The sequence below is a fragment of the Shewanella sp. MTB7 genome (assembly GCF_027571385.1).
Lineage (GTDB): Bacteria > Pseudomonadota > Gammaproteobacteria > Enterobacterales > Shewanellaceae > Shewanella.
Genome location: NZ_CP085636.1, coordinates 3,038,256 through 3,051,661, shown reverse-complemented (window position 1 = coordinate 3,051,661; position 13,406 = coordinate 3,038,256). Strand labels below are relative to the sequence as shown.

The window sequence follows — 13,406 nt, the reverse complement described above, 5'->3', positions numbered from 1 at the left end:
CAGAAGTTTAGAAACCAAGCAAGGATAGAAGTTTCAGGCCCAACACATTCAGCCTGAAACTTAGCTCGTATAGCCTGTATCAATTTTGCATGTAAACGTTCAGTCGTTTTAGCCAACAAGTGCCGCAAACTGTTCAAAATAACTAGGAAATGTTTTAGAAGTACAATCTGGATCATTAATCGTGATACCACAATCGGCCAAGGCCAACAGTGAAAAACACATGGCCATTCTATGATCGTTATAGGTATCAATATCCGCAGTATGAGGTTTCGTCGGGGGTGTTATGCTAATGTAGTCATTGCCTTCATCTACAATAGCCCCGACTTTACGTAACTCTGTGGCCATGGCAGCCAGTCTATCAGTCTCTTTTATGCGCCAATTATAAATATTACGAATATGAGTAGTGCCCGTGGCAAAAAGAGCCGTTGTCGCAATGGTCATTGCGGCATCAGGAATATGGTTCATGTCTAAATCGACAGCATGTAACTTTGACACTCGGGAGATAATATAGTCGTCCCCCCATTCAATGTCTGCTCCCATTTTTTGCAAAACATCGGCAAACTTTACATCACCTTGAATACTTAAGCGCCCTACTCCTGTGACTTTAATTTCTCCTCCTTTAATCGCTGCTGCTGCTAAAAAATAGGAAGCCGATGAAGCATCACCTTCCACTAGTACTTTACCCGGCGAAACATAACGTTGACCGAATTTTATTTCGAAACGCTCATAGTCATGATTAATCACTTTGACACCAAACTGGGCCATTAAGGCGATAGTAATATCAATATAAGGTTTAGAAACTAGCTCTCCTTTAATCTTGATATTGACATCACCTTTGGCTAATGGGGCAACCATAAGCAGCGCAGTAAGGAACTGACTAGACAGATCACCTGCAATTTCAACATCACCCGCGTTTAACCCAGTCGCCTTAATGGTGAGTGGCGGGAAGCCCTCATTTTTCAAATAAGTAATTTCAGCCCCTAACTGCCTCAATGCATCAACTAAGTCACCAATTGGGCGCTCCTCCATTCGAGGCTCTCCCGTTAACGTGAATTCGCCTTCGCCTAAGGTCAAGGCAGCACACAAAGGTCGCATAGCAGTACCTGCATTACCTAGAAATAGGGTCTGTGCTGCTTCTGAGTTCAGTGAAGCACCTAGCCCATCAAGTTCACATACAGTCTTGTCATCTGACAATCGATAATTGACACCTAGCTGTTTCAGTGACGCTAACATATAGCGAATATCATCTGAATCTAATAAGTTAGTGAGAATCGTAGTTCCCTTCGCTAATGTGGCAAGTAAAAGTGCGCGATTGGAGATACTTTTAGAACCAGGGATATTGACTGTTCCCTGTACTTTGTTGATAGTCTCGAGACGTAGCTGCTTCATTAAATAGCTTCTTTATTATTGCGGGACAAACAACCCACTTGTTAGCAATAGATGTTCATGGCAAACAGATTCTAACGATACGACAAGCACCATCACGACAAAATGGTGTTCCGTTTAACCGATGTTTGAACTTCGTAGTTCTAAATTTACTGATCCAGCGCCACTATTCAACACTTTTTTGTATTTTTATGGACCTCAATGTCTATTTCCATTCAAATAGGCATATTTCAATGAAAAACTGTCATATTTATGGTTATAAATTGAGGTATGTCTAATTAACAACCTTGGTGCATTTTGTAGAGTGGAATGAAAACATGCCAGATAAATTGTTTTATCATTTCACCCCATTCACTATTGCTCAGTAAAGGAATTAAGTTACTCTAAAGTAATGGAGTAACAGCTGTCAGTGGCTACTCTAGCCATAAAAACTAAAATAAGGGTAATCAAGCTATGTTCGACACACTCACCGCTATGCCTTCTGATCCAATCCTAGGATTAATGACCAAGTACCGTGAAGATCCCCGTACTAATAAGGTCGATTTAGGCGTTGGCGTTTATAAAGATGAATTAGGCCATACCCCAATTTTAACCTGTGTAAAAAAAGCAGAGCAATATCGTATCGATACCGAGGAAACCAAAGTTTACATTGGTCCAACAGGATCTGCCGACTTTAACTCACTATTGACTGAACTTGCTTTTGGGAAAGATAGCCCCGCTTTATTAGCGAATCGCATTCGCACTGTATCTACACCAGGTGGCACCGGGGCTCTTCGTGTTGCTGCCGATTTCATTAAACGTATCAGTAACAACACACAAGGTGGTGAGGCCGTCATTTGGGTTAGCGATCCAACGTGGGCAAACCACACTGGTCTATTTGAAGCCGCCGGCCTTACGGTTAAAACCTATCCCTATTATGATTACGACTCAAAAAGTCTTAAATTTGATGAGATGAAGGCGACATTGGCTAATGTCGGGCCCGACGATGTTGTGCTGCTACACGCATGCTGCCATAACCCAAGCGGTATGGATCTAAGCACTCAGCAATGGGATCAAATAATAGCGCTAACGAAAGAACAAGGTTTCACCCCGCTCATCGATATGGCCTATCAAGGGTTTGGTGATGGTGTTGATGAAGATGCCTACGGTGTACGCAAGATGGCTGCCGCTGTTGATAATATGATTCTTTGTAGCTCTTGCTCAAAAAACTTCGGTTTGTATAGAGAGCGTATCGGCGCCTGCTCCATCATAGGTAAAGATGCAGCCTCAGTGAATGTTGCCTTCTCTGTGTTACTCTATGTTATTCGTTGCATTTACTCCATGCCACCAGCCCATGGTGCCGCAATTGTGGAAACCATATTAGGCTCACACGAGCTGAAACAAGAGTGGCTAGACGAGCTTAAAGTCATGCGAGATAGAATAAATGGCAACCGAGCCATGTTAGTGAACAAGCTGAAAGAAAAAGGGGTACAAGGTAACTTCGATTTTATCGCTCAGCAAAAAGGAATGTTCTCTTTCCTAGGCGTTAATGCTGTTCAGGTAGCTCAACTGCAGCATGATTATGGGATTTACATGGTGGACTCTAGCCGTATCAGTATCGCAGGTATTGGTTTAGTTAATGTCGATTACTTGGCTGAATCGATAGCAAAGATATTATAGAACAGGTAAATGAAGTTCCTAGGACCTAGGTTCTAGGAACTTATACCAATCAGTATAAAGATTTGATCGCTCAGCGAGAATTTAGCGGTCCTGAGGCAAGGCAACGAGTGTAGAGCATAGTTATTCTACGGTTAAGCTCGTTAACACAGGATCAGAACTGCTAAAACTCGCCTGTAAGGAGTGTTTTTGGCTACCTACTTCAGCGTTGAATGAACTCATAAGGGAACAACCATTATGTTATCCATTCGCCTTGGATTAGTTTGCCAAAAAACACTCTAAGTAGATCAACTTCTTATACTGATTGGTATTATTTCGAGCCTTTACACTTTACTCTTGTCTGCAAAGTCCTTCATAAAGCTCACCAAGGCTTCAACACCTTCAAGCGGCATGGCATTGTATATACTCGCCCGCATACCACCGACACTCCGATGCCCTTTCAATGCCACAAGACCAGCTTCAGCAGCCTCAGTAAGGAATTGAGCGTTGTGTGACTCATCCTTCAAGTAAAAAGTCACATTCATCACTGAGCGGTTTTTCACTGCAACAGTGTTGTAGTAAAAATCACCGCTGTCTATAACGTCATATAACAACTTAGCTTTATCCAAGTTAACTTGAGCTAATGCATTCACCCCACCAATGGACTTAAGCCAAGCAAAGACCTCGGCTGCAAGATACCATGCAAATGTGGGGGGCGTGTTATACATAGATCCATGCTTAACACCCAATCGGTAATCCATAATAGAAGATTGAGGTAACGCGGGTAGCGTTAACATATCGTCACGCACAATGACAATACTCAAACCCGAGGGGCCAATATTTTTCTGAGCACCAGCATAGATCAAACCATACTTGCTCACATCGAGCTCTCTAGACATGATATTGGATGACATATCGGCGATGATTGGCCAAGGGCAATCAATGTCATCAAAAATTTCGATACCATCTACGGTTTCATTTGGACAGTAATGTAAATAGCGATACTCATCGCTATTACCTAACAACTCAGGCATAACAACGGTATTGATGCCGTTATCATCTTCAACGATATTCAGACTATCTATTTGTGCATCGCTCGTCAATTTAACAGCTTCTTCAGCCGCTGATTTCGACCAACTGCCAGAGATGAGATAGCAGGCTCTTCCTTTATTACCAAGAAAATTATTCACAACAGCAGAAAACTGCCCTCTTCCTCCACCATGCATGAATAACAGATGATAGTTGGTGGGGATCGACATCAATTCACGCAAATCAACTTCGGCTTGCTCTGTTAAGGCGATAAACTCTTTACTGCGATGACTTATCTCCATCACCGAAGTGCCTAGGCCATTCCAGTCAAGTAACTCGCTCTGTGCTTTTTGCATTACAGCTTGGGGTAACATTGCTGGACCTGCACAAAAATTGTATGTCGTGCTCACTTCTTTCTCCTTAAGGGTGATAATTCACAATGGAAACATATTGTCATAGGACTCGATGAGCTGCCTAGATTATTTTCAAATAACTCAATACTTTTTATAGAACAGAAACAAAACGGGCGTCCAAATGGACGCCCGTTAATCATATCGCTAAAACAATTAGCAATTATTCAGCGGGTTCAGCTTCTGGAGTATCATCAGCAGTAGGAGTTTCATCCGTTGATGTTGTCGCTACTGCATCGTCGACAGCTGCAGGGATAATAGGATTACCCTCTTCGTCAAGTTCAGGAGCAGGCTCTTGAATCTCATCGATACGTTGAAGACCAACCACTTTTTCATCTTCTGCTGTGCGTATTATCGTGACACCTTGAGTGTTACGACCAATACTTGAAACACCCGTTGCAGGAGTACGAACTAAGGTACCTTTGTTACTGATCAGCATGATTTCATCGTTTTCGCCAACTTGTACAGCACCCACTACTGCGCCATTACGTTCGCTAACCTTAATTGAAACCACACCTTTAGTACCACGGCTCTTAGCTGGATATTCAGCTAAGTCAGTACGCTTACCATAACCGTTTTCTGTCACGGTTAAGATATCGCCTTCACCTTTAGGTACAATTAGAGAAACAACTCGCTGTCCCTCTTCAAGCTTAATACCACGAACACCGGTTGCTGTACGTCCCATTGCACGTAGCGCAATGATCTCTTCACCTGTTTCAGGGTCAATTTTAACTTCGCCAGTTTCTGAGTTACGAGCTTTTTCGTTAAATCTAACAACCTTACCTTCGTTAGAGAACAACATGATGTCGTCACTACCGTGGGTAATATCGACACCAATCAGCTGGTCACCGTCTTTTAGGTTCACTGCAATGATCCCGTTTGCACGTGGATTACTGTATGCCGTTAATGCCGTTTTCTTCACGGTACCGTGAGAGGTTGCCATAATGATGTACTTATCTTCAGCGTATTCTCGAACTGGCAAGATAGCCGTAATACGTTCACCTTCAGACAGCGGTAAGAGGTTAACGATTGGACGTCCACGAGCAGTACGACTTGCAAGCGGTAACTGGTAGACTTTCAGCCAGTACATCTTACCAAAATCAGAGAAACAAAGAATCGTGTCATGGGTGTTAGCAACAAGTAACTTCTCAACGAAATCCTCATCTTTCACTTTTGTCGCCGCCTTACCCTTACCACCACGTCGCTGCGCTTGATAATCCGATAGGACTTGATACTTGGCATAACCTAAGTGTGACAGTGTAACCACCACATCTTCTTCATTGATTAAGTCTTCAAGACTCATATCAACTTCATTGGCATTGATCACTGTACGACGTTCATCGCCGAAGTTTTCTAAAACTTCTTGAAGCTCTTCTGTGATCACTTCCATCAGACGTGTTGAACTGCGAAGAATGTAAAGTAGTGCAGCGATGATCTCAAGTAACTCTTCGTACTCTTTTAAGATCTTCTCGTGCTCTAATCCCGTTAGCTTGTGCAGGCGTAAATCAAGAATGGCTTGCGCTTGCTGCTCAGTTAAGTAGTAACGACCATCACGAATACCATATTCTGGCTCTAACCATTCAGGACGTGCTGCGTCATCACCCGCTTTTTCAAGCATACCTTGAACATGACCTAAGTCCCACCCTTCAGCAATAAGCTTAATTTTTGCATCGGCTGGCGTTGGCGAGGCTTTAATCAAAGCGATGATTGGGTCAATGTTCGCCAAAGCAATCGCTAGAGACTCTAGGATGTGTGCACGATCTCGAGCCTTACGCAACTCAAATACTGTACGGCGTGTGACCACTTCGCGACGGTGCAAAATAAAGCACTCGATCATCTCTTTAAGATTAAACAATTTAGGCTGACCATTGGTCAATGCCACCATGTTGATGCCGAAAGAGCACTGCATCTGTGTTTGAGCGTATAAGTTATTAAGTACAACTTCGCCGACTTCACCGCGCTTAATTTCAACAACAATACGCATACCATCTTTATCAGATTCGTCACGTAGGCCGCTAATACCTTCAATTTTTTTATCTTTAACAAGCTCGGCGATCTTTTCAATCAGACGTGCTTTGTTAACTTGGTACGGGATCTCGTGAACAATGATACGCTCGCGCCCATTGTCTTCGGTTTCCACTTCGGCTTTAGAACGCATAATCGCACGGCCACGACCAGTGTGATAAGCATCAATAATACCTTTACGACCATTGATCATTGCAGCCGTAGGAAAATCAGGACCCGGTATGTATTCCATCAACTCGTTAATGGTTAGATCTGGATTCTCAATCAGTGCTAAACAAGCCGACACCACTTCATTTAAGTTATGTGGAGGGATATTGGTCGCCATACCTACCGCAATACCTGACGAGCCGTTAACCAACAAGGTTGGAAAACGCGTTGGCATTACTTCAGGAATAAACTCGGTGCCGTCATAGTTAGGCACAAAATCTACAGTTTCTTTGTCAAGATCCGCTAATAACTGATGGGAGATTTTATCCATGCGGATTTCGGTGTAACGCATAGCCGCCGCGGAGTCACCATCGACGCTACCGAAGTTACCTTGACCATCGATCAACAGATAACGCATAGAGAAAGGCTGAGCCATACGAACGATGGTGTCATAAACCGCAGTGTCACCATGAGGGTGATACTTACCAATAACGTCGCCAACAACACGTGCCGACTTTTTGTAAGGCTTATTCCAATCGTTTTTAAGCTCACTCATTGCGAAAAGTACGCGACGGTGGACAGGCTTTAAGCCATCGCGAACATCAGGTAATGCTCGGCCTACGATCACGCTCATTGCGTAATCTAGATATGAATTTTTTAATTCGTCTTCAATATTAATTGGAGTTATAGATGAAGCCAGATCAGTCATAAACTGCTCGATCCCTTGAAATGTAGCCGACAATTCAACATCCGAAATGGAAAGAAGAAATAATCGAGCCTGAAAACGTGATTTGGCATTCTAACACAGTTATTTTTTGTCGCCAGACCCTATTTATCATTCGCTTTAAATAAGTATTAATCTCAAAATTTGTTGACCAGAATCAAACAATGTTCGCTATTCAATCAATTGGTTAAATTATCACTCAATTCTATTGTCATTGGCCTTTGTTTATTAATGTCTATGGGTATAATGATCAGCATAACCCATGCCTTTTGAGGTGATATAGTGCAACAAGATATGCAAAAAGAAATAAATGTCGATCCGAGTGAAATAGCCAAATTTGAAAAGATGGCTGCTACTTGGTGGGATCCAGAAGGTGAATTCAAGCCACTGCACAGATTAAATCCTTTGCGATTAAACTATATTGATCAAACGTGCGGCGGTGTATTTGGCAAACGAATTCTCGATGTCGGCTGTGGCGGTGGTATTTTATCTGAAAGTATGGCGCGTATAGGTGCTAACGTCGATGGGTTGGATATGGGCACAGAACCTTTAGATGTTGCTAAACTGCACGCATTAGAGATGAGCGTGGATGTCAACTATATTCAAGACACTGCTGAATCACATAGAGAGGCCCACTTTCAAACCTATGATGTTATCACCTGCATGGAGATGTTAGAGCATGTTCCTAGCCCACGTTCAGTGATCCAAGCTTGTGCTGATATGGTTAAACCTGGCGGTTATGTCTTTTTCTCAACCATTAACCGTAACCTGCGTGCGTATGTTGAAACTATTTTAGGGGCTGAATATATACTCAAAATGTTACCTATTGGTACACACGACCATAAGAAGTTTATTAAACCTTCAGAATTAATCTCAATGGCCGAACATACTGAACTTTTTTGTGAAGATGCCACCGGTATTACCTTTAACCCATTGACCGATACTTTCAGCTACACAAAAAATGTCGATGTGAACTACATGATAGCGACTAAAAAGAGCGAGGATTAATGAGTAGAGCATCCCAAGCTGGTGATCCACTTTTAATTAAAGCCGTTCTGTTTGATCTTGACGGCACCTTAGTTGACACCGCGCCGGATCTTATTGCCGCGCTTAACCTGAGTTTAGCTGAGCATGGCTATCCTCAAGTAATGGTAGATGAGATGCGGCAAGTCGCGTCAGACGGTAGTTTGGCGCTTGTTAGCGCTGCGCAACCAAACATAGATGAAACAAAGCAGATTGAGATACAGCAAGGATTACTTCACCACTACGCCCGAGTAAATGGCAAGCACAGCCAACTATTTGATGGGATACTTGTTCTACTTGATTATCTCGACGATCATAGTATCCCCTACGGTATTGTCACCAATAAACCCGCCCGTTTTACCCGTCCTCTGTTAACGTCATTGGAACTGACTGCCAGAATGAAAACTGTGATCAGCGGTGATAGCACGCTAATGAACAAACCTAAACCGGCGCCTATGTTGCTCGCAGCACAGCAAATTATCTGTGCACCTGAACATATCCTCTATTTGGGCGATGCAGAGCGAGACTTAGTCGCTGCAGCAAACACCAATATGCTCGGGGGTATTGCGATGTGGGGCTATATAGCACCCGATGCTCATCCACAAAATTGGCCAAGTAATTTTTCTTTCCAATCTGCTCAAGATGTGGTGGCGTTTTTGATGGCAGAAAGAAAAAAATAGCCGATGGTCTCAGGTGATTTTTTGAGTCTTTGATCCAAAAGATCGCCAATCAAGCTCACCAGGTTGGCATAGCCATTTTCCTATCAAGATGGATCAAATCGCTCTCTAGCCCAGTAGAAACGGTCATTAAAAGTCAGCTTTGGCTACCCCTTTTTTTTATCCTCAACTTATCCACAAGATGCCCCCAAAGACTTAACCAAAATCAGACTTGCAAAATCCCAATAACCTCACTATCTTGTACCTTATAAATTTAAAAGCACCATATATAGTGTGTAAGATACAATCCGAGACACAAGAAACTGTTCATTTTTTATCATGAACATCACCACTTTTTTTGAATGTTTCGATTGTTTACATGGCATTTAAAGGCCGACAGATTCTTAGTCAGCTACACACATATAAACATCAGGACCTTTCTTTAATGAATAGCAATCTTAAAGTCACTAAACGTAGTGGCGAACGCGAAACCATCGATCTCGATAAAATACACCGTGTGATTACATGGGCTGCTAGGGATCTGAAAAATGTATCCGTATCAGAGGTTGAACTTCGCTCTCACCTGCAGTTTTTTGATGGGATCCCAACAGAAGCTATCCATGAAACCATCATTAAAGCGGCAGCTGATCTGATCTCTCCAGAGTCTCCTGATTATCAATTTTTATCAGCTCGTTTAGCTATTTTCCATCTCCGTAAAAAAGCCTTTGGTCAATTTGAACCACCAAAGCTTTATGATCACGTGACTAACCTTGTTGAGATGGGGAAATATGATGCCCATATCCTGCAAGACTACAGTCGTGAAGAGTTAGATATTTTAGATGGCTATATAGATCACTGGCGCGATATGAACTTTTCCTACGCAGCAGTAAAACAGCTCGAAGGTAAATATCTTGTTCAGAACCGTGTCACTCACGAGATCTATGAGAGTGCTCAGTTCCTCTATATTTTAGTAGCGGCATGTCTGTTCGCTAACTATCCCCGTGAAACGCGCCTAGACTACATCAAGCGTTTTTATGATGCGGTGTCGACATTTAAAATATCTCTGCCAACACCCATTATGGCTGGTGTACGAACCCCTACACGTCAATTCAGCTCATGCGTATTGATTGAATGTGGAGATAGCTTAGATTCTATTAACGCGACCTCATCGGCTATCGTTAAGTATGTCAGTCAACGTGCAGGCATAGGCATTAACGCAGGTAGAATTCGTGCATTAGGTAGCCCTATTCGTGGTGGTGAAGCTTTCCATACTGGATGTCTGCCATTCTTCAAGTATTTTCAAACAGCGGTTAAGTCTTGTTCACAAGGCGGCGTTCGCGGTGGTGCTGCGACCCTTTTCTACCCTATTTGGCACCTTGAAGTTGAATCTCTGTTAGTGCTTAAGAATAACCGAGGCGTTGAAGATAACCGAATTCGTCACTTAGATTACGGTGTACAACTTAATAAACTCATGTATCAGCGTCTTATTAAAGGCGGTGTGATCAGCTTATTTAGCCCATCCGATGTACCAGGACTTTACGATGCCTTCTTTGAAGATCAAGATGAGTTTGATCGTCTTTATCTGCAATATGAAGCGGATCCAAGTATTCGTAAGAAGCAAATTAAAGCATCTGAACTGTTTGGTTTGATGATGCAAGAACGGGCATCTACTGGCCGTATCTACATTCAGAACGTGGATCACTGTAATACTCACAGTCCATTTGATAGCAAAGTTGCCCCAATCAGACAATCAAATCTCTGTCTTGAGATTGCATTGCCGACTAAGCCTTTGAACAATGTGAATGATCCCGATGGTGAAATCGCACTTTGTACTCTATCGGCGCTTAACTTAGGTGCAATCAAAGATCTATCTGAGCTTGAACCTCTGGCTGATCTCGCGGTGCGTGCTCTGGACAATCTACTCGATTATCAAGATTACCCGTTAATTGCAGCTGAAAAGTCATCGATGAACCGCCGTACCTTAGGTATAGGTGTGATCAATTTTGCCAATTATTTAGCCAAAGAAGGCGTACGTTATTCTGATGGTTCGGCGAATAACATTACTCACAAGACATTCGAAGCGATTCAATACTACCTGTTAAAAGCGTCTATGAATTTGGCAAAAGAGCAAGGCGCATGCCCCGCTTTCCATGAGACGACTTATTCTAAGGGCGTGCTTCCTATTGACACTTATAAGCGTGCTCTGGATGCCATTTGTGATGAGCCGCTCCATATGGATTGGGAAACTTTACGTCAAGAGATCGTGACTCACGGTTTACGCAACTCGACACTTTCAGCGCTGATGCCATCAGAAACATCATCGCAGATCTCTAATGCCACCAATGGTATTGAGCCACCGCGTGGTCTTATTAGTGTTAAGTCCAGTAAAGATGGTCAACTGAAGCAAGTTGTACCAGATTTTGAAAAGTATCAGTATAGCTATGAGCTACTTTGGCAGATGCCAAACAACGATGGCTATATACAACTTGTCGGTATCATGCAAAAGTTTGTCGATCAGGCTATTTCGGCAAATACCAACTATGATCCATCGCGTTTTCCTAATCAAAAAGTGCCGATGCAAGTGCTGCTTAAAGATCTGTTAAATGCCTACAAACTAGGTGTGAAGACTCTTTACTATCACAACACTCGTGATGGAGCCTCTGATAATCATGATGATATGATCAGCGTCGAGAAAGAAGACGACGATTGTGCCGGCGGCGCGTGCAAGATCTAACAAGATTAATCAAGGCTCATTGCTAGTATTGAGCTTGTTATCAATTTAAATAGGGGCATAAAGCCCCTATATTTTGGAAGAAACCATGGCCTATTCTACTTTTTGTCAAACACCTAATGATGCCCGTCTTGAACCTATGTTTTTAGGGCAGTCCGTCAACGTCGCGCGTTATGACGTACAAAAATATGAAGTGTTTGAAAAATTGATTGAAAAACAACTTTCATTTTTTTGGCGTCCAGAAGAAGTTGACGTCAGTAAAGACAAGATTGATTATGCAGCCCTTCCTGATCATGAAAAGCACATTTTCATCTCAAACTTAAAATACCAGACGCTACTTGATTCAATTCAAGGACGCTCACCTAACGTTGCTTTCCTGCCATTGGTATCACTGCCTGAGCTTGAAACCTGGATTGAAACCTGGTCATTTTCTGAAACCATTCACTCACGCTCATACACTCACATCATTCGTAATATCGTCAATGATCCTTCAATTGTCTTCGATGATATTGTTGAGAATGAGGAGATCTTAAAGCGTGCCACTGATATTGCTGCGTATTATGATGTGTTGATTAAATTAACACAGGCCTTTCACCTATTAGGCGAAGGGACTCATCTTATCGATGGCAAAGAGCTCATAGTAACTAAACGAGAGATCAAAAAGGCGCTCTACTTGTGCATGATGTCGGTTAACGTACTTGAAGCAATCCGCTTCTATGTTAGCTTCGCTTGCTCTTTTGCATTTGCAGAGCGTAACGTCATGGAAGGTAACGCCAAAATCATTCGCTTAATTGCCCGTGATGAAGCTTTGCATCTAAACAGTACTCAGCACATCATTAAAATAATGCAAGCGGGTAAAGATGATCCTGAGATGGGTGAAATAGCAAAAGAGTGTGAGCAGCAAGCTTACGATATTTTTGTTAAAGCCGCTGAGCAGGAAAAAGAGTGGGCAAAATACCTGTTTAAAGATGGTTCTATGATAGGCCTGAATGAGCCGATTTTATGTCAGTATGTCGAATTCATTACTAACGAACGGATGAAGTCGGTTAATTTAACGCAGCCATATCCACAAATAACTAATCCACTTCCTTGGATGAAAACCTGGTTAGAGAGTGATTCTGTTCAAGTTGCCCCACAAGAAGTAGAGGTCTCATCTTATCTTGTTGGTCAGATTGATGCATCCATCGATGAAAGCGAGTTTGAAGACTTTGACCTTTAACCCTCGCTGTTTAAAAGCCCCAATCGTTAGTCTACAAGGCCAACCTGTGTTGCTGTTTACTCAGCAGCACACAAGTTTGTTGATGGCGTTGGAGCAGAAGAAAGTGAAGCTGTTTTCCGAGTGTCGTAATGGATATTGCGGCGCTTGTAAGACCAAGATAATCAGTGGTTCGGTAATTTATCATGCTGAGCCGTTGGTGCATCTCGAAAAAGATGAATGCCTTCCCTGTTGTTGCAGTCCCAGCTCAGATCTCAATCTCGAGCTTTCTCCACAAGGCATCAAGCTTGCGCAGCGAAGTCAATTAGCTCATCCGACTCCTGAAACTCAAAACCAAAAACCTGATAGCCAGATATCCGATCCTGAGACGGTATAGATGAAATCCATAAAAAAGGGCCTACATATGTTGACCCTTTAGCTTGTC

At 42.7% G+C, this 13,406-nt stretch carries 9 protein-coding genes; 6 read left to right on the top strand and 3 right to left on the bottom strand.

All coding sequences use genetic code 11. The features are described from left to right. Positions 1–108: 108 nt before the first annotated feature. Positions 109–1,389 (bottom strand): 3-phosphoshikimate 1-carboxyvinyltransferase, encoded by a 1,281-nt coding sequence (gene aroA, locus HWQ47_RS12980; RefSeq protein WP_269971524.1) that lies wholly within the window; start codon positions 1,387–1,389, stop codon positions 109–111. Positions 1,390–1,839: 450 nt separating this feature from the next. On the opposite strand from aroA, the gene HWQ47_RS12975 reads away from it, so the two are divergent. Next, a complete protein-coding gene (locus HWQ47_RS12975) occupies positions 1,840–3,045 on the top strand; it encodes an amino acid aminotransferase (RefSeq protein WP_269971523.1) in 1,206 nt (401 codons plus the stop codon). Between the two features lie 320 nt (positions 3,046–3,365). Here HWQ47_RS12975 and serC read toward each other — a convergent pair whose 3' ends face one another. Both serC and gyrA read right to left on the bottom strand, forming a co-directional pair. Next, the gene (gene serC / locus HWQ47_RS12970) at positions 3,366–4,460 is read right to left on the bottom strand and encodes a 3-phosphoserine/phosphohydroxythreonine transaminase (RefSeq protein WP_269971522.1); all 1,095 of its coding nucleotides are present in this window, start codon (positions 4,458–4,460) and stop codon (positions 3,366–3,368) included. Positions 4,461–4,623: 163 nt separating this feature from the next. Beyond that, the gene (gyrA, locus tag HWQ47_RS12965) at positions 4,624–7,341 is read right to left on the bottom strand and encodes a DNA gyrase subunit A (RefSeq protein WP_269971741.1); all 2,718 of its coding nucleotides are present in this window, start codon (positions 7,339–7,341) and stop codon (positions 4,624–4,626) included. A 309-nt stretch (positions 7,342–7,650) separates the two neighbouring features. Between gyrA and ubiG the strand changes: the two genes are divergently transcribed. The 5 genes from ubiG (at position 7,651) to yfaE (ending at position 13,358) form a co-directional block, all read left to right on the top strand. Next, on the top strand, positions 7,651–8,364 hold the full coding sequence (gene ubiG, locus HWQ47_RS12960) for a bifunctional 2-polyprenyl-6-hydroxyphenol methylase/3-demethylubiquinol 3-O-methyltransferase UbiG (protein WP_269971521.1): 714 nt from the start codon (positions 7,651–7,653) through the stop codon (positions 8,362–8,364). After that, positions 8,364–9,059: an HAD family hydrolase gene (locus tag HWQ47_RS12955; RefSeq protein ID WP_269971520.1), complete on the top strand. Its 696-nt coding sequence runs from the start codon at positions 8,364–8,366 to the stop codon at positions 9,057–9,059. The genes ubiG and HWQ47_RS12955 overlap by 1 nt, the downstream gene beginning before the upstream one ends. Positions 9,060–9,480: 421 nt before the next feature. Next, complete coding sequence (nrdA, locus tag HWQ47_RS12950; RefSeq protein WP_269971519.1) at positions 9,481–11,769, top strand: class 1a ribonucleoside-diphosphate reductase subunit alpha; 2,289 nt, start codon at positions 9,481–9,483, stop codon at positions 11,767–11,769. 85 nt (positions 11,770–11,854) lie between these two features. Beyond that, the gene (gene nrdB / locus HWQ47_RS12945) at positions 11,855–12,985 is read left to right on the top strand and encodes a class Ia ribonucleoside-diphosphate reductase subunit beta (RefSeq protein ID WP_269971518.1); all 1,131 of its coding nucleotides are present in this window, start codon (positions 11,855–11,857) and stop codon (positions 12,983–12,985) included. Continuing rightward, entirely contained in the window at positions 12,954–13,358 is a 405-nt protein-coding gene (gene yfaE, locus HWQ47_RS12940; protein WP_269971517.1) for a class I ribonucleotide reductase maintenance protein YfaE, read from the top strand. Before nrdB ends, yfaE begins: the two co-directional genes overlap by 32 nt. Positions 13,359–13,406: the final 48 nt, after the last annotated feature.

What these genes read in the sequence shown, in the direction of transcription:
- gyrA (WP_269971741.1), bottom strand. Translation starts at nt 7,341, where the DNA reads ATGACTGATCTGGCTTCATCTATAACTCCAATTAATATTGAAGACGAA.
- aroA (WP_269971524.1), bottom strand. Translation starts at nt 1,389, where the DNA reads ATGAAGCAGCTACGTCTCGAGACTATCAACAAAGTACAGGGAACAGTC.
- ubiG (WP_269971521.1), top strand. Translation starts at nt 7,651, where the DNA reads ATGCAAAAAGAAATAAATGTCGATCCGAGTGAAATAGCCAAATTTGAA.
- nrdA (WP_269971519.1), top strand. Translation starts at nt 9,481, where the DNA reads ATGAATAGCAATCTTAAAGTCACTAAACGTAGTGGCGAACGCGAAACC.
- yfaE (WP_269971517.1), top strand. Translation starts at nt 12,954, where the DNA reads ATGAAAGCGAGTTTGAAGACTTTGACCTTTAACCCTCGCTGTTTAAAA.
- HWQ47_RS12975 (WP_269971523.1), top strand. Translation starts at nt 1,840, where the DNA reads ATGTTCGACACACTCACCGCTATGCCTTCTGATCCAATCCTAGGATTA.
- HWQ47_RS12955 (WP_269971520.1), top strand. Translation starts at nt 8,364, where the DNA reads ATGAGTAGAGCATCCCAAGCTGGTGATCCACTTTTAATTAAAGCCGTT.
- nrdB (WP_269971518.1), top strand. Translation starts at nt 11,855, where the DNA reads ATGGCCTATTCTACTTTTTGTCAAACACCTAATGATGCCCGTCTTGAA.